Genomic DNA, 16,934 nt, shown 5'->3' with positions numbered 1-16,934 from the left:
CTCTTCGCGGGTGAACCCGCTCCTACAGGGGGCACGCGCAGAGAGACCGGACGTGAGAAGGCGGAAATTTCAGGGCGTTGCCTTTTTCCGCGGCTGCCGTGGCTTGCTCGGAGTTGCCTTGTTTCCGGCCGTTTTGCTTTTGCCACCTCCACCGCGACGTTTCTTCTTCCAGGACGGCGCCGCCCCGGCCGCTGGCCCGCTGATGGTCATGCGCATGCCGCTGCAACGCTCTACCAGCTTGCCCATCCACGCAGACTGCCGGGCGACGAACTCTTCCAGGGTCATCTCGCCGCTTTGCACCATGTCCAGCGCCTGCTCCCAGATTGCCGTGGTGCCGGGGTCGGCAATCGCGCGGGGAACGGCGTCGATCAGGCTGAAGGCCGCAGGTGTGGCCGACAGCGCCTTGCCGTTCTTTACCAGGTAACCGCGGTCGAGCAGGCCCTGGATAATGCTGGCGCGGGTGGCCTCGGTGCCGATGCCGGTGGTTTCCTTGAGCTTCTGCTTCAGCCGAGGGTCATCCACCAGCTTGGCCACGTTCTTCATCGCTTTGATCAGGTCGCCTTCGGTAAACGGCTTGGGTGGCTGGGTCCACAGGTCTTTCAACTGCAGGCCGTGTACGTTGCAGTCCTGGCCTTCGCGCAGCGCTGGCAACACCTGGGCCGGGGGTGCCTCGCGGCCTTTGGCCGGGGTCAGCGCTTCGGGCAAGGCGCGGCGCCAGCCCGGCTCGACGATCTGTTTGCCCACAGCACGCAGCGCATGACCTGCGCAGTCGAAGTCGGCCTGGGTGCGGTCGTATTCATGGTTGGGCAGGAACTGCGCCAGATAGCGGGCGCGGATCAGGGTATACACGGCCTTGTGTTTGGCCGGCAGGCGCGAGGGGTCGCTGGCGGCGACGGTGGGAATGATGCCATGGTGAGCGCTGACTTTGGCGTCGTTCCACGCCCGCGATCGGCGTTGCGGCTCCAGGTAGGGCTGCAGCGGCGCCAGGCTGGCATCGGCCCGTTGCAGGGCGGCGAGGATGGCGGGTGCCTCGACGTGCTGGCTTTGTGGCAAATAGCCGCAATCGCTGCGCGGGTAGGTGATCAGTTTGTGGGTTTCGTACAGTGCCTGGGCAATGTCGAGGGTTTCCTGGGCGCCGAGGCCGAACTTTTTCGAGCACAGCTCCTGCAGGGTGCCAAGGTCGAAGGGCAGCGGTGCTGCTTCGCGCACACGCTCGGTCGCTACCTTTACCGCTCGGGCAGTGCCGGCATGGCCGATGTCGGTGGCGGCCTGCTGTGCCAGGCCTTGCTTCAGGCAGCGGCCTTGGTCATCGCAGGCGTCTTCGGGGGCGCGCCATTGGGCATTGAAGCGTTGGCCGGCGTGTTCCAGTTGCACCTCGATGGCCCAGAACGGCACCGGCACGAAGTCGGCGATGCTGCGATCGCGGTCGACCACCAGGCGCAAGGTCGGCGTTTGCACGCGGCCTACCGGCAGCACACCCTGGTAGCCGGATTGGCGGCCCAGCAAGGTGAACAGCCGGCTCATGTTCATGCCGATCAGCCAGTCGGCGCGCGAGCGCCCCAGCGCCGAGTGGTACAGGTTGAACGTCTCGTGGCCTGGCAGCAGGCGCGCCAGGGCCTTGCGGATGGAGGCGTCATCCAGCGCCGACAGCCACAGGCGCTGCACCGGGCCCCGGTAGCGGCAATGCTCGACCAGCTCGCGGGCAATCATTTCGCCTTCGCGGTCGGCGTCGGTGGCAATCACCAGTTCCCGCGCTTCACCGAGCAGGCGCTTGACCGCCTTGAACTGGCTGGCGGTCTTGGGCTTTACCAGCATCTTCCATTTGTCTGGAATGATCGGCAGGTCGGCCAGGTTCCAGCGCTTGTAACGTTCGTCGTAGCTGTCGGGCGGTGCGGTTTCCAGCAGGTGGCCGATGCACCAGGTGACGCAGATGTCGGTGCCTTGCCAGCAGCCGTCGCCTTTGCGGTTGGCGCCGAGCACTTTGGCGATGTCTTTTGCCTGGGAGGGTTTTTCACAGAGGAACAGGCGCATGGCCGGGACGCTTCATCGGGGTGGTGGGCCATAGGATGCGCAAGCGGGGGCGCAGAGGCAAGTTTTATCTGGATGGATGTACAGGTTTTTGTCAGGAGAAGTGTCTTTACCTGTGCCGGCCTCTTCGCGGGCAAGCCCGCTCCCACATGAATCGTATTCCCATGCAGGAGCGGGCTTGTCCGCGAAGCGGCCAGTGCAGGTTATGGATCAGGCGCGCGAGTCGCGCACCATGTCGACATGCGGGATGCCAGCTTCGAGGAATTCCTCGCTGACTACGCGAAAGCCCAGCCGCTCATAGAACGGCGTGGCGTGTACCTGGGCGCTGAGCATCTGTTGTTTCAGGTCGCGGTTCTGCGCTTCGACGATGACCGCATTGACCAACGCATCGCCCACCTTCAGGCCACGCCAGTCCTTGAGCACCGAGATGCGCCCGATGGTGCCGTCGGCCAGCAGGCGCGCAGTACCGATCGGATAGTCGCCTTCCAAGGCCAGGAAGTGCAGGGCGTCCTGATCTTCCGAGTCGAACTCCAGCTCTGGCGGAATGTGCTGCTCGGCGACGAACACGGCTTCACGGATACGGCGGATGTCGGCGTTGTCTTTGTGCCAATCGGCGAGGCGAACGCTGATCTTATTCATTGGCGAAACCCAGGCTCCCTTGTTTGACCAGCTGCTGTACCAGCATAAGGCCATCTTCGTCCTGCAGCCACTCGGCCAGGTTATCGATGTGCAAGGCGTCGGCCGCGCATACCAGCTTCAGCAGCTCGCGCAGTTTGCCGGGCAGTGGGCAACTACGGCCGCTGGCGAACAGCAGCAGGTCATCTTCGAATTCGGACCAGGCCAGGCGTGCGCTGGGGTTGCGGATCAGGATGGCGCCTTGCTCAAGGGCATTGATCAGCTCTTCCTCGCTCAGCTCTTCGCCAACGATCTGTTCGGGGTAGCGTGGCTCGGTCATGAACTGGCCGAACCAGGTCAGCAGCAGGTCCTTGTCGCCCATGTGCTTGTCGAGCAGCGCCTTGAGGCGGTCGAGGGCATCGTGCTGGATCTGGTGCGGGTCGCTGACCGGCTGGGCGTCGGCGTCGCTGTAGCGCTCTTCGTCGGGCAGGAACTGGCCGAGGAAGTCGGTGAAATGGGTCAGCACTTCGGCAGCGCTCGGTGCGCGGAAGCCTACCGAGTAGGTCAGGCAGTCGTCCACGGCCACGCCGTAGTGGGCCAGGCGCGGTGGCAGGTAGAGCATGTCGCCAGGCTCCAGGGTCCACTCGCCGCTCTGCTCGAACTCGGCCAGGATACGCAGGTCGGCGTGCTCCAGCAGCGGGCTGTCACTGCTGCACATCTGGCCGATCTTCCAGTTGCGCTGGCCGTGGCCTTGCAGCAGGAACACATCGTAGTTGTCGAAGTGCGGGCCGACGCTGCCACCCGGGGCGGCGAAGCTGATCATCACGTCATCGATACGCCAGCTGGGCAGGAAGCGGAAGTTTTCCAGCAGTTCGGCCACTTCCGGAACGAACTGGTCAACGGCCTGTACCAGCAGAGTCCAGTCTTTTTCCGGCAGTTCGGCGAAGGTGTCTTCGCCGAACGGGCCGCGGCGCAGCTCCCACGGGTGCGCGCCGTGCTCCAGCACGATACGCGACTCGACTTCATCTTCAAGGGCCAGGCCGGCGAGTTCGTCGGGGTCGATCGGGCTGATGAAGTCCGGGAAGGCCTGGCGCACCAGCAGCGGCTTCTTCTGCCAGTAGTCGCGCATGAATTCGCGGGCCGAGATGCCGCCGAGCAGCTGCAGTGGAGTATCAGGATTCATGTTCAACCTATTGAAAAAACGTAATTTTCGTACGGGAATAAAAACGCCCGGCCAGGCCGGGCGTTGTACGCGACGCTCAGCTTAGATGCGTTTGGCCTGGGCTGCCGCGTTACCGATGTAGGTAGCGGGGGTCAGCTGCTTGAGCTCGGCCTTGGCTTCGGCTGGCATGTCCAGGCCGTCGATGAAGGTCAGCAGCGCTTCTGGGGTGATGCCCTTGCCACGGGTCAGCTCTTTGAGCTTCTCGTAAGGGTTTTCGATGTTGAAGCGGCGCATCACGGTCTGGATCGGCTCGGCCAGCACTTCCCAGCAGGCGTCCAGGTCGGCGGCGATGCGAGCTTCGTTGACTTCCAGCTTGCCGATGCCTTTCAGGCTGGCCTCGAAGGCAATGACGCTGTGGGCAAAGCCCACGCCCAGGTTGCGCAGCACGGTGGAGTCGGTCAGGTCACGCTGCCAGCGCGAGATCGGCAGCTTGCTGGCCAGGTGCTGGAACAGCGCGTTGGCGATGCCCAGGTTGCCTTCGGAGTTTTCGAAGTCGATCGGGTTGACCTTGTGCGGCATGGTCGACGAACCGATTTCGCCGGCGACGGTCTTCTGCTTGAAGTAACCCAGCGAAATGTAGCCCCACACATCACGGTCGAAGTCGATCAGGATGGTGTTGAAGCGGGCGATGGCGTCGAACAGCTCGGCGATGTAGTCGTGCGGCTCGATCTGGGTGGTGTACGGGTTGAACTGCAGGCCCAGTTCGTCTTCGATGAAGGCGCGGGCGTTCTCTTCCCAGTCGATCTGCGAGTAGGCCGACAGGTGGGCGTTGTAGTTGCCCACGGCGCCGTTGATCTTGCCCAGCAGCGGTACGGCGGCAACCTGGGCGATCTGGCGCTCCAGGCGATACACGACGTTGGCCAGTTCTTTACCCAGGGTGGTCGGCGAAGCCGGCTGACCGTGGGTGCGCGACAGCATTGGCACTTCGGCGTGGGCGTGGGCCAGGGCGCGGATGGCGTCGGCGACCTGGCGCATCAGCGGCAGCAGCACTTCGTCACGGCCGGCGCGCAGCATCAGGGCGTGGGACAGGTTGTTGATGTCCTCGCTGGTGCAGGCGAAGTGGATGAACTCGCTGACCTTGGCCAGCTCAGGCAGCTTGGCGGCCTGCTCCTTGAGGAGGTATTCAATGGCCTTGACGTCGTGGTTGGTGGTGCGCTCGATTTCCTTGACGCGCTCGGCGTGCTCCAGCTTGAAATCGTTGGCCAGGCTGTCCAGCAGGGCGTTGGCTTCGGCGGAGAACGCCGGCACTTCGCCGATTTGCGGGTGGGCGGCCAGGCGCTGCAGCCAGCGCACTTCGACCAGGGCGCGGAAACGGATCAGGCCGAATTCGCTGAAAATGGGGCGCAAGGCCTGGGTTTTGCCGGCATAACGGCCGTCTACAGGGGAAACCGCAGTGAGCGAAGAAAGCTGCATGGGGTGTTCTCGGACAGTCAGGCTTTTGGAAGGGCGCATATCATACATGAAAAATGCGCCAGGGTCGGGTGGCTGACCAAAGGTCGGCCCAATTTGGATCAGGTGGCAGACCCTGTGGGAGCGGGTATGTCCGCGAACACCAGCGTAGCCGGTGCCATACACCGCGTCGCCTGCTTCGCGGGCATGCCCGCTCCCACAAAGGGCAGCCCAGCCCGTCAGTTGGGGCTGCGCATCATGTCGTACAGTTCGTTCAGCAACTTGCGCCGGCTGAACACCAGTTGCCAACGGTGCCCGCCCAGCTGCCGCCACAGTCGCGCGGCGCGGATGCCGGCCAGCAGCAGGGCGCGGATCTTCGAGGCGTTGTTGGGCTGCTGCAGGAAGCGCATGTCGCCGTGCACCTGGATGCGCTGGCGCAAGGTGCTAAGGGTGTCCTGGTACAAGGCTCCACTGGAAGCGATGACGTTTTCGTGAACCAGGCCGAAATGCTCGGCCTGCGACTGGATTTGCGGCAGGCGGTTGCCGATGGTGTCCAGCAGGTCGCCACGCTTGTTCAGCTGGCGCTCCAGGCCCAACATCGACAGGGCGTAGCGCAGCGGCTCGCGCTGCAGGCTGTTGGGGTCGCGCTCGAGGGCGCCGATCAGTGCCCGGTAGCCGTCGCGCAGGTTCAGGTCGTCACCGCCGAACACCTCCAGGGTGTCCTTGGGGTCGCGCACCAGCAGGCTGCCCAGCATGCAGCCGATATTGGCTTCACTGGCCTGGCCGGTGCGGGCGATGCGGTCGACCAGCACGGCGGCCTGGAATACACCACCCAACGCAATCAGCTGCTCCTGCAGGTTGCTCATGCGCGCGGGCTCCACGGCTCGGCAGCCTCGATCACGCCACCGCCCAGGCACACTTCGCCGTCGTAGAACACCACCGACTGGCCCGGCGTAACGGCGCGCTGAGGCTCGTCGAACACGGCGCGGTAGCCGCTGGCGGTGCGCTCCAGGGTGCATCGCTGGTCGCTCTGGCGGTAGCGCACCTTGGCAGTCAGCTGACGTGGGTTGCCGAGGTCGACCGGGTTGACCCAGAAAATTTCCGAGGCCAGCAGGGCGCGGGAGAACAGCCATGGGTGCTCGTTACCCTGGCCGACCACCAGCACGTTGCGAGCCAGGTCCTTGTGCAGCACGTACCACGGCTCGTCACTGGCATCCTTCAGGCCGCCAATGCCCAGGCCCTGACGCTGGCCGATGGTGTGGTACATCAGGCCATGGTGGCGGCCGATCACTTCACCTTCGGTGGTTTCAATGTCGCCCGGCTGGGCCGGCAGGTACTGCTTGAGGAAGTCGCTGAAGCGGCGCTCGCCAATGAAGCAGATGCCGGTGGAGTCTTTCTTCTTGGCGGTGGCCAGGCCGTGTTTTTCGGCAATGGCACGCACTTCGGGCTTTTCCAGTTCGCCGACCGGGAACAGGGTGCGGGCAATTTCCTGGCCGCCGACGGCGTGCAGGAAATAGCTCTGGTCCTTGTTCGGGTCCAGGCCCTTGAGCAGTTCGGTGAGCGCACCAGTATCGCGGCGGCGCACGTAGTGGCCGGTGGCGATCAGGTCGGCACCCAGTGACAGGGCGTAGTCGAGAAACGCCTTGAACTTGATTTCGCGGTTGCAGAGGATATCGGGGTTAGGGGTGCGGCCAGCCTTGTATTCCTCAAGGAAGTGCTCGAACACGTTGTCCCAGTATTCGGCGGCGAAGTTGGCGGTGTGCAGCTTGATGCCGATACGGTCGCACACGGCCTGGGCGTCGGCCAGGTCTTCACGGGCGGTGCAGTATTCGGTGCCGTCGTCCTCTTCCCAGTTCTTCATGAACAGCCCTTCCACCTGGTAGCCCTGCTCGATGAGCAGAAGGGCTGAGACGGAAGAGTCCACGCCGCCGGACATGCCGACGATGACGCGGGTCTTGGCGGGGTCTTTAAGTGCTGGGCTGGTCATGGGTACCGGTGTGTATCAAGGGGGAAAAACGCCGATTCTATCAAACCCGTGGCGCCGCGTCAGTCGCGTAGCAGGTCGAGGCTGTGCAGCGGGCCTTTGAGGTAGTCATCAAGGCAGCGTGGCACCAGCTCGCTGCGCCAGCGAGTGGGGTCGGCCAGCAGTTCGTCGCGGGTCAGCCACACGGCGCGGACGATGTCGCTGTCCAGTGCCAGGTCGGCATGGTGGCGTACGGGGCGGGCGGCGAAGCACACGCGCTGGTAGGTCACGCCGTTGCTGGGGGCGGTGTACAGGTAGATGCCGACCAGGCCGATCAGCTCGACTTCCCAGGCGGTTTCTTCCAGGGTTTCGCGCAGGGCGGCCTGGGACAGGGTCTCGTTGGGTTCGAGGTGGCCGGCGGGCTGGTTGAAGACGTGCTGGTTGGCTTTGAACTCCTCGACGAAGAGGAACTTGCCTTCGTGCTCGACGATGGTCGCTACGGTGATGTGGGGTTGCCAGGTCATTTGCCATGTCCTTTCAGGTTGCCGGGACCGCCTTGCGGTCCTTCGCGGGCTCGCCCGCTCCCACAGGTGCAGTGCAGGTCTTGCTGGCAGCACCTTTCCTGTGGGAGCGGGCAAGCCCGCGAAGGGCTGCGCAGCGGCCCCGATCCAGAAAGCACAAACCCCGGTGCGTGGCCGGGGTTTGTGCTGTTACTTCAAGCGAACCTTACAGGGCAGCAATGGCGCTGTTCAGGGTCTGGCTCGGGCGCATCACCTTGGCGGTCAGCTCGGCATCCGGGGCGTAGTAGCCGCCGATGTCGGCTGGCTTGCCCTGAACGGCGTTGAGCTCGGCGACGATGGTCGCTTCGTTCTCGGCCAGGGTTTTTGCCAATGGTGCGAAGCGTGCCTGCAGGGCAGCGTCGTCCGTCTGAGCGGCCAAGGCTTCGGCCCAGTACAGGGTCAGGTAGAAGTGGCTACCGCGGTTGTCGATACCGCCGACTTTGCGCGACGGCGACTTGTTGGTGTCGAGGAACTTGCCGGTAGCCTGGTCCAGGGTGTTGGCCAGAACCTTGGCGCGCGGGTTGTCGTAGGTGTTGCCCAGGTGCTCCAGGGAGGCGGCCAGGGCCAGGAATTCACCCAGCGAGTCCCAACGCAGGAAGTTCTCTTCAACCAGCTGCTGTACGTGCTTCGGAGCCGAACCGCCGGCGCCGGTTTCGAACAGGCCGCCGCCGCTCATCAGCGGCACGATCGACAGCATCTTGGCGCTGGTGCCCAGTTCCATGATCGGGAACAGGTCGGTCAGGTAGTCGCGCAGCACGTTGCCGGTCACCGAGATGGTGTCCTTGCCTTCGCGGATGCGGGCCAGGGAGAACTTGATGGCATCGACCGGTGCCAGGATGCGGATGTCCAGGCCGGTGGTGTCGTGATCTTTCAGGTACTGCTGCACCTTCTCGATCATGACGCCGTCGTGGGCGCGGGCCGGGTCCAGCCAGAACACCGCCGGGGTGTTGCTCAGGCGGGCACGGTTGACGGCCAGCTTGACCCAGTCCTGGATCGGTGCGTCCTTGGTCTGGCACATGCGGAAGATGTCACCGGCTTCAACGCTCTGCTCCAGTACCACGTTGCCCTTGCCATCGACCACGCGCACGACGCCGTCGGTGTTGATCTGGAAGGTCTTGTCGTGAGAACCGTACTCTTCGGCCTTTTGCGCCATCAGGCCAACGTTCGGCACGCTGCCCATGGTGGTCGGGTCGAAGGCGCCGTTGGCCTTGCAGTCTTCGATGGTGGCCTGGTAGATGCCGGCATAGCAGCGGTCCGGGATCACGGCCTTGGCGTCTTGCAGTTCGCCTGCGGTGTTCCACATCTTGCCCGAGTCACGGATCATGGCCGGCATCGAGGCGTCGACGATCACGTCGCTCGGCACGTGCAGGTTGGTGATGCCTTTGTCGGAGTTGACCATGGCCAGGGCCGGGCGCTCGGCGTACAGGGCCTGGATGTCGGCTTCGATCTCGGCCTGCTTGTCGGCTGGCAGGTCCTTGATACGGGCGTACAGGTCGCCGATACCGTTGTTGGCGTTGAAGCCTACTTCGGCCAGGGCAGCGGCGTGCTTGGTCAGCACGTCGTTGTAGAATTCTTCGACGATGACGCCGAACATGATCGGGTCGGAGACCTTCATCATGGTGGCTTTCAGGTGCACCGACAGCAGCACGCCGGCGGCCTTGGCATCGGCGATCTGCTCGGCGATGAAGGCTTTCAGGGCCTTGCGGCTCATGGTGGCGCAGTCGATGACTTCGGCGGCTTTGACGGCGGTCTTTTCTTTCAGCACGGTGGTGCTGCCGTCTTTGCCGACCAGCTCGATGCGCAGGCTGTCGTCAGCTTCGATCAGTGCGGCTTTTTCGCTGCCGTAGAAGTCGCCCTGGGTCATGTGGGCAACGTGCGACTTGGAGTCAGCGGCCCAGGCGCCCATCTTGTGTGGGTGCTTGCGGGCGTAGTTCTTGACCGACAGCGGCGCGCGGCGGTCGGAGTTGCCTTCGCGCAGCACCGGGTTCACGGCGGAGCCCTTGATGCGGTCGTAGCGGGCACGGGATTCTTTTTCTTCCGCGGTGGCCGGCTCGTCGGCGTAGTCAGGGATGTTGAAGCCCTTGCCTTGCAGTTCCTTGATCGCGGCTTTGAGCTGCGGTACCGAGGCGCTGATGTTCGGCAGCTTGATGATGTTGGCTTCAGGGGTGGTAGCCAGCTGGCCCAGTTCCGCCAGGTGATCGCCTACTTGCTTCTCTGCGCCCAGTTGCTCCGGGAAGGCGGCAAGGATACGGCCAGCCAGGGAAATGTCGCGAGTTTCGACAGCGATGTCAGCCGAGGCGGTGAACGCTTCGATGATCGGCAGCAGCGAGTAAGTGGCGAGGGCGGGGGCTTCGTCGGTGAAGGTATAGATGATCTTGGAACGGGTGGGCATGCGGGTTAACTCTCTGTGTGCTGAGCGTGCTCGAGTCTCGTGGTGCGCAGGGTAGGCGCATCGCCCTGGCAGCGCCATGAGCGGAAAGTCGAGAGGCTGCGAGCGGTGATGGTGGATGCATCAGTCGAGCGTCAAGTGCTGGGGTGCGGTAACAACCCAGGCTTAGTGGCCGTTGATGGCCTAGGGCGGTCCGCATTTCCTGGGATTCGCCCCGATGACCCTTCGGTCGCGGCGGAGTATACCAAACCATTTGGGCTAATCAGCAAGGCCAAGTGATATCGGCCCATTTATAAGACCAAAGACTAAGCGGCAATGCGGCGGGTTGTCGCATGCCTTGCAGGTCGGCAGATGTGGTTTAGGCTCAGTGGATCGCACGATGTCCAAACCACACCCGACAGCGGAGTAGTGCAAGCATGGGATACCAGAAAATCAAGGTTCCGACCGACGGCAGCAAGATCACCGTCAATGCAGATCATTCGCTTAATGTGCCTGATCATCCGATCATTCCTTACATCGAAGGCGACGGGATCGGCGTCGATGTCTCGCCAGTGATGATCAAGGTGGTCGATGCCGCCGTGGAGAAGGCCTACGGCGGCAAGCGCAAGATTGCCTGGATGGAGGTGTACGCTGGCGAGAAAGCCACCCAGGTGTATGACCAGGATACCTGGCTACCACAGGAAACCCTCGATGCCGTGCGTGATTACGTGGTATCGATCAAGGGCCCGCTGACCACCCCGGTCGGTGGCGGCATCCGCTCACTCAACGTAGCCCTGCGCCAGCAACTGGACCTGTATGTGTGCCTGCGGCCGGTGTTGTGGTTCCAGGGTGTACCGAGCCCGGTGAAAAAGCCTGGCGACGTCGACATGGTGATTTTCCGCGAGAACTCCGAAGACATCTATGCCGGCATCGAGTGGAAGGCCGGATCGCCCGAGGCGAACAAGGTGATCAAGTTCCTGAAGGAGGAAATGGGTGTCACCAAGATCCGCTTCGACCAGGACTGCGGCATTGGCGTCAAGCCGGTGTCGAAGGAGGGTACCAAGCGACTGGTGCGCAAGGCCCTGCAGTACGTGGTGGATAACGACCGCGAATCGCTGACCCTGGTGCACAAGGGCAACATCATGAAGTTCACCGAAGGTGCCTTCAAGGACTGGGGCTACGAAGTGGCGCGTGATGAGTTCGGTGCTGAACTGCTCGATGGCGGCCCGTGGATGAAGTTCAAGAACCCCAAGACCGGCCGCGAGGTCATCGTCAAGGACGCCATTGCCGACGCCATGCTGCAGCAGATCCTGCTACGCCCGGCCGAGTACGACGTGATCGCCACCCTCAACCTCAACGGTGACTACCTGTCCGATGCCCTGGCGGCGGAAGTGGGCGGAATCGGCATTGCGCCGGGCGCCAACCTGTCCGACACCGTGGCCATGTTCGAGGCTACTCACGGCACTGCGCCCAAGTATGCCGGGCAGGACAAGGTCAACCCGGGCTCGGTGATCCTCTCGGCAGAGATGATGCTGCGCCACATGGGTTGGACCGAAGCCGCCGACCTGATCATCAAGGGTACCAATGGCGCTATTGCGGCCAAGACCGTGACCTACGATTTCGAGCGGCTGATGGACGGCGCCAAGCTGGTGAGCAGCTCAGGCTTTGGCGACGAAATGATCAAGCACATGTAAAGCAAGAGAAAACCGGCCGCCTCCTGTAAAGAAGCGGTCGGTTGCTTCGTATACCGGCACAGCGCAGGCAGTCAGGCTTTTGCGGTTTCGCTTTGCGGCTCGCCCAAGGATCTGGCAGCCTCTGCTGCTGCGGCCGCGGCATCCTTGATTTCGACGGCGTGCAAGCCTTTGGGGCCCTGGACGATGTCGAATACCACGGCCTGGCCTGCCTTCAGGGTCTTGTAACCGTCCATTCGGATGGCGGAATAATGGGCGAACAGGTCATCGGATTTACCTTCCTCATTGATGAATCCATAGCCCTTGGCATTGTTGAACCACTTGACTTTACCGCTTGCCATCCCTATGTCCCTCTGCAAAGGACTCCATCACTGGAGTATCATCCACTTCATCCGCATACGAACCTTGCGAAAAATCTGGTTGACTGCGCGGATCTTTATCGCCCACGGTGGGTTCTTATTGGTTGTAACACCGTTTTGCCGATAGTCAAGGTCACGCGGCGCCTGCGCTGGCGGTGGCCTGTGCAGTCAACCCGCAACCTTAACCTGACGCTCATGATGAAATTCTTTCCATGCATGCACCTAGTGAGATTCGACTAACATTCAATCAGGATCGCCCGCAATCGAATGAGGACGACGGCTCAGGTCTTGCAGTCCAGGAAGCCAAGCCGATCCTGCAGGCGCCACCGATGTACAAGGTGGTTTTGTTCAACGATGACTACACGCCAATGGATTTCGTCGTCGAAGTGCTCGAGACGTTCTTCAGTCTGAACCGCGAGCTGGCGACCAAGATCATGCTGACCGTCCATACCGAAGGGCGGGCAGTGTGCGGATTGTTTACCCGTGACATCGCCGAAACAAAGGCTATGCAGGTCAACCAATACGCCAGGGAAAGCCAGCATCCGCTACTCTGTGAAATCGAGAAGGACGGTTAATCGCCGACCACTTGGGTATGAGGTGAAGCTATGTTAAACCGCGAGCTCGAAGTCACCCTCAATCTTGCCTTCAAGGAGGCCCGTTCGAAGCGTCATGAGTTCATGACCGTCGAACATCTGCTGCTGGCACTCCTTGACAATGAGGCTGCCGCGACCGTTCTGCGCGCCTGTGGCGCCAATCTCGACAAGCTCAAGCACGACCTGCAAGAGTTCATCGATTCCACCACGCCGTTGATCCCTGTGAACGACGAAGACCGTGAAACCCAGCCGACCCTGGGCTTCCAGCGCGTGCTTCAGCGTGCCGTGTTCCACGTGCAAAGCTCTGGCAAGCGCGAGGTGACCGGCGCCAACGTGCTGGTGGCGATCTTCAGCGAACAGGAAAGCCAGGCCGTGTTCCTGCTCAAGCAGCAGAGCGTGGCCCGTATCGACGTGGTCAACTACATCGCCCATGGCATCTCCAAGGTGCCAGGGCATGGTGCGCAATCTGAAAGCGACCAGGACATGCAGGACGAAGAGGGCGGTGAAACCTCCTCATCGAGCAACCCGCTGGACGCCTACGCCAGCAACCTGAACGAACTGGCCCGTGCTGGCCGTATCGACCCGCTGGTAGGTCGCGAGCAGGAAGTGGAGCGCGTGGCGCAAATCCTGGCCCGTCGGCGCAAGAACAACCCGCTGTTGGTGGGTGAGGCAGGCGTGGGCAAGACGGCCATCGCCGAAGGCCTGGCCAAGCGCATCGTCGATGGTCAGGTGCCTGACCTGCTGGCACAGAGCGTGGTGTACTCCCTCGATCTGGGTGCCTTGCTGGCCGGAACCAAGTACCGTGGTGACTTCGAGAAGCGCTTCAAGGCGCTGCTCGGTGAGCTGCGCAAGCGTCCGCAGGCCATCCTGTTCATCGACGAGATTCACACCATTATCGGTGCCGGCGCGGCGTCGGGCGGGGTGATGGATGCCTCCAATCTGCTCAAGCCGTTGCTGTCGTCGGGTGAAATCCGCTGCATCGGTTCGACAACGTTCCAGGAGTTTCGCGGCATCTTCGAGAAGGATCGTGCCTTGGCGCGTCGTTTCCAGAAGGTGGATGTCAGCGAGCCATCGGTCGAAGACACCGTGGGCATCCTGCGCGGCCTGAAAGGCCGTTTCGAAAGCCACCACAACATCGAGTACAGCGACGAAGCCCTGCGCGCCGCCGCCGAACTGGCCTCGCGCTACATCAATGACCGGCACATGCCTGACAAGGCCATTGATGTGATCGACGAGGCTGGTGCTTACCAGCGCCTGCAGCCGGAGGCCAATCGGGTCAAGCGCATCGATGTGCCGCAAGTGGAAGACATCGTTGCCAAGATCGCGAGAATTCCGCCGAAGCACGTCACCAGTTCCGACAAGGAGCTGCTGCGCAACCTTGAGCGCGACCTGAAACTGACCGTGTTTGGCCAGGACCAGGCAATCGACTCGCTGGCCACCGCGATCAAGCTGTCCCGTGCCGGCCTCAAGTCGCCAGACAAGCCGGTGGGTTCGTTCCTGTTCGCCGGCCCTACCGGCGTCGGCAAGACCGAAGCGGCGCGGCAACTGGCCAAGGCGCTGGGCGTGGAATTGGTGCGTTTCGACATGTCTGAGTACATGGAGCGTCACACCGTGTCGCGTTTGATTGGTGCGCCGCCGGGTTATGTCGGTTTTGACCAGGGTGGCTTGTTGACCGAGGCGATCACCAAACAGCCGCACTGCGTATTGTTGCTCGACGAAATCGAGAAGGCCCACCCGGAAGTCTTCAATCTGCTGCTGCAGGTGATGGATCACGGGACCCTGACCGACAACAACGGGCGCAAGGCCGACTTCCGTAACGTGATCCTGATCATGACCACCAACGCCGGTGCAGAAACCGCGGCGCGGGCGTCGATCGGCTTCACTCATCAGGACCACGCGTCCGATGCCATGGAAGTGATCCGCAAAAGCTTCACGCCAGAGTTCCGCAACCGTCTGGATACCATCATCCAGTTTGGCCGCCTGAGCACGGAGACGATCAAAAGCATCGTCGACAAGTTCCTTATCGAACTGCAGGCGCAGCTGGAAGACAAGCGTGTGCTGCTGGAGGTCAGCGATGAAGCGCGCGGTTGGCTGGCGGTGTCGGGCTATGACGTGCAGATGGGGGCGCGGCCAATGGCGCGGCTGATCCAGGACAAGATCAAGCGGCCGCTGGCCGAGGAGATCCTGTTTGGCGAGCTGGCCGAGCATGGTGGCGTGGTGCATGTCGACCTGCGCGATGGCGAACTGGTGTTCGACTTCGAAACCACGGCTGAGGTCGCGTGATGTGCAGGGGCTGCCTTGCAGCCCCTGCAATTTCTTGAGGCACAAAAAAGCCCGGCACCTGGCCGGGCTTTTTCATGGCTTGAGCTTAGCGCGCACGGTAGGTGATGCGGCCCTTGCTCAGGTCGTACGGCGTCAGCTCGACGCGGACCTTGTCGCCAGTGAGAATACGGATGTAGTTCTTGCGCATCTTTCCGGAGATGTGCGCGGTTACGACGTGCCCGTTTTCCAACTCCACGCGGAACATGGTGTTGGGCAGGGTGTCGACGACAGTACCTTCCATTTCGAAGCTGTCTTCTTTCGACATGCAGTTGAGCCCTCGGATCCAGTGTTAGCCCGACGCATATCCGCACCGGGCAAAAAAGTGGCGTGGATTATGCCGGAAAACTGCGTGTCAAGCCAATGCTTTCAGTTGAGGGTGACCCAGCGCTGGTTTATCAGCAACTCGATGGGGCGGTACTGCGTCTTGTAGTTCATCTTCTTGCAGTTCTTGATCCAGTAGCCCAGGTAAACCGCCTCCAGGTCCTGGCGCAGCGCTTCGGTGATCTGCCAGAGAATGGCGAAACGGCCAAGGCTGCGGCGCTCCTCGTCCGGCTCGTAGAAGGTGTACACCGCCGACAGGCCATTGGGTAGCAGGTCGCACACTGCCACCGCCATCAACCGGCCTTCCAGGCGAAACTCGTAGAACCAGCAGAACGGCAGGTCGCGCACCAGGAAGGTGGAGAACTGATCGCGGCTGGGCGGGTACATGTCGCCGTCGGCGTGGCGCGTTTCGATATAGCGCCGGTACAGCTCGAAATACTCTTCCCTGAACGCCGGGCGTGCTGCGGTTACGGTCAGGTCGGCGTTACGCTTGAGAATGCGCCGCTGCTGGCGGTTGGGGATGAAGCGCGCCGCCGGGATGCGCGCCGGCACGCAGGCATTGCAGTTCTGGCAGTGCGGGCGGTACAGGTGGTCGCCACTGCGGCGAAAGCCCATTTCCGATAAATCGGCGTAGACATGCACGTCCATCGGCTGGCTGGGGTCGAGGAACAGCGTGGTCGCCTGCTCCTCCGGCAGGTAGCTGCAGGAGTGGGGCTGAGTGGCATAGAACTTCAACCGCGCCAACTCTGTCATGATCAACCCCTTCGGTGAGACTTTGAGTTAAGTGTAAGCCAGCTACGGGAACTCGCCTAGGCAACCCATGAAGCGCTATTGGGCTGGTCAAGGTGGTGTGCCAGGTAGCTGGCGAACTCGGCACGGCTGATGGCGTGGGCGCCCAGGCTGTGCAGGTGGTTGGTGGGCATCTGGCAGTCGATAAGCACGAAACCGGCGTCTCGCAGGTGGTTGACCAAGGTTACGAAACCGACCTTGGAGGCGTTGTCGGCGCGGCTGAACATCGATTCGCCAAAGAACAGCTGGCCCATGGCCAGGCCGTACAGGCCCCCAACCAGTTCGCCATCCTGGCGAACTTCAACCGAATGGGCGATGCCACGGCGGTGCAGTTCGCAGTAGGCGTTGCGCATGGTGTCGGTGATCCAGGTGCCGTCAGCGTAATCGCGCGGCGCGGCGCAGGCGGCGATCACGGCCGGGAAGTCGGTGTCGAAACTGACCTGGTAGCGGCCTTGGCGCATCAGCTTGGCCAGCGAGCGCGAGACATGCAACTGGTCAGGCAGCAACACCGTGCGCGGGTCAGGTGACCACCACAGGATCGGCTGGCCGTCCTGGTACCACGGAAAGCAGCCGTGGCGATACGCCTGCACCAGGCGCTCGGGGCTCAGGTCACCGCCGGCGGCCAGTAGGCCGTTGGGGTCGTGCAGCGCCTTTTCCAGGGGGGGGAAGGTCAGCGAGTCGCGGGTCAGCCAGGTGAGCATGGTCTATCGTGCG

The 16,934-nt window shown here is 62.5% G+C and carries 15 protein-coding genes; 3 read left to right on the top strand and 12 right to left on the bottom strand.

All coding sequences use genetic code 11. The features are described 5' to 3' along the window. Window positions 1-69: 69 nt before the first annotated feature. The 8 genes from J3A98_RS14790 to J3A98_RS14755 all read right to left on the bottom strand — a co-directional run bounded on the left by J3A98_RS14790 (window position 70) and on the right by J3A98_RS14755 (window position 10,169). The gene (locus J3A98_RS14790) at window positions 70-2,031 is read right to left on the bottom strand and encodes a DNA topoisomerase III (protein ID WP_209967045.1); all 1,962 of its coding nucleotides are present in this window, start codon (window positions 2,029-2,031) and stop codon (window positions 70-72) included. 207 nt (window positions 2,032-2,238) lie between these two features. Then, window positions 2,239-2,667 (bottom strand): GNAT family N-acetyltransferase, encoded by a 429-nt coding sequence (locus J3A98_RS14785; protein WP_003251237.1) that lies wholly within the window; start codon window positions 2,665-2,667, stop codon window positions 2,239-2,241. After that, entirely contained in the window at window positions 2,660-3,826 is a 1,167-nt protein-coding gene (locus J3A98_RS14780) for a cupin domain-containing protein (protein WP_176682271.1), read from the bottom strand. The genes J3A98_RS14785 and J3A98_RS14780 overlap by 8 nt, the downstream gene beginning before the upstream one ends. 81 nt (window positions 3,827-3,907) lie before the next feature. Continuing rightward, window positions 3,908-5,278, bottom strand: coding sequence for an adenylosuccinate lyase (gene purB, locus J3A98_RS14775; RefSeq protein ID WP_003251234.1), 1,371 nt, complete (start codon window positions 5,276-5,278; stop codon window positions 3,908-3,910). 215 nt (window positions 5,279-5,493) lie between these two features. Continuing rightward, a complete protein-coding gene (hflD, locus tag J3A98_RS14770) occupies window positions 5,494-6,120 on the bottom strand; it encodes a high frequency lysogenization protein HflD (protein WP_010954818.1) in 627 nt (208 codons plus the stop codon). Next, window positions 6,117-7,241, bottom strand: a complete 1,125-nt coding sequence (mnmA, locus tag J3A98_RS14765) for a tRNA 2-thiouridine(34) synthase MnmA (protein ID WP_021782148.1) — start codon at window positions 7,239-7,241, stop codon at window positions 6,117-6,119. The genes hflD and mnmA overlap by 4 nt, the downstream gene beginning before the upstream one ends. Window positions 7,242-7,300: 59 nt before the next feature. Continuing rightward, entirely contained in the window at window positions 7,301-7,741 is a 441-nt protein-coding gene (locus tag J3A98_RS14760) for an NUDIX hydrolase (protein ID WP_176682273.1), read from the bottom strand. 202 nt (window positions 7,742-7,943) lie between these two features. Continuing rightward, a complete protein-coding gene (locus J3A98_RS14755) occupies window positions 7,944-10,169 on the bottom strand; it encodes an NADP-dependent isocitrate dehydrogenase (RefSeq protein ID WP_209967043.1) in 2,226 nt (741 codons plus the stop codon). A gap of 413 nt (window positions 10,170-10,582) precedes the next feature. Here J3A98_RS14755 and icd point away from each other — a divergent pair, with 413 nt between their 5' ends. Next, on the top strand, window positions 10,583-11,839 hold the full coding sequence (gene icd / locus J3A98_RS14750; protein ID WP_209967041.1) for an NADP-dependent isocitrate dehydrogenase: 1,257 nt from the start codon (window positions 10,583-10,585) through the stop codon (window positions 11,837-11,839). A gap of 71 nt (window positions 11,840-11,910) precedes the next feature. On the opposite strand, the gene cspD is transcribed toward icd, so the two are convergent. Next, on the bottom strand, window positions 11,911-12,177 hold the full coding sequence (gene cspD / locus J3A98_RS14745; protein WP_176682276.1) for a cold shock domain-containing protein CspD: 267 nt from the start codon (window positions 12,175-12,177) through the stop codon (window positions 11,911-11,913). Window positions 12,178-12,407: 230 nt separating this feature from the next. On the opposite strand from cspD, the gene clpS reads away from it, so the two are divergent. Both clpS and clpA read left to right on the top strand, forming a co-directional pair. Then, on the top strand, window positions 12,408-12,770 hold the full coding sequence (clpS, locus tag J3A98_RS14740; RefSeq protein ID WP_003251220.1) for an ATP-dependent Clp protease adapter ClpS: 363 nt from the start codon (window positions 12,408-12,410) through the stop codon (window positions 12,768-12,770). A gap of 30 nt (window positions 12,771-12,800) precedes the next feature. After that, window positions 12,801-15,071 (top strand): ATP-dependent Clp protease ATP-binding subunit ClpA, encoded by a 2,271-nt coding sequence (clpA, locus tag J3A98_RS14735; RefSeq protein WP_012051826.1) that lies wholly within the window; start codon window positions 12,801-12,803, stop codon window positions 15,069-15,071. A gap of 85 nt (window positions 15,072-15,156) precedes the next feature. Here the strand turns inward: clpA and infA are convergent, their stop codons facing one another. The 3 genes from infA to aat all read right to left on the bottom strand — a co-directional run bounded on the left by infA (window position 15,157) and on the right by aat (window position 16,921). Continuing rightward, a complete protein-coding gene (infA, locus tag J3A98_RS14730) occupies window positions 15,157-15,375 on the bottom strand; it encodes a translation initiation factor IF-1 (RefSeq protein WP_002553999.1) in 219 nt (72 codons plus the stop codon). Window positions 15,376-15,476: 101 nt separating this feature from the next. Beyond that, window positions 15,477-16,184: an arginyltransferase gene (locus J3A98_RS14725; RefSeq protein ID WP_176682277.1), complete on the bottom strand. Its 708-nt coding sequence runs from the start codon at window positions 16,182-16,184 to the stop codon at window positions 15,477-15,479. Between the two features lie 56 nt (window positions 16,185-16,240). After that, on the bottom strand, window positions 16,241-16,921 hold the full coding sequence (gene aat / locus J3A98_RS14720) for a leucyl/phenylalanyl-tRNA--protein transferase (RefSeq protein ID WP_209967039.1): 681 nt from the start codon (window positions 16,919-16,921) through the stop codon (window positions 16,241-16,243). Window positions 16,922-16,934: the final 13 nt, after the last annotated feature.

The organism is Pseudomonas sp. BP6, assembly GCF_017875935.1.
GTDB lineage: Bacteria > Pseudomonadota > Gammaproteobacteria > Pseudomonadales > Pseudomonadaceae > Aquipseudomonas > Aquipseudomonas putida_Y.
Note: the sequence above shows the minus strand (reverse complement) of the source record. Positions and strands in the feature narration are given on the sequence as shown.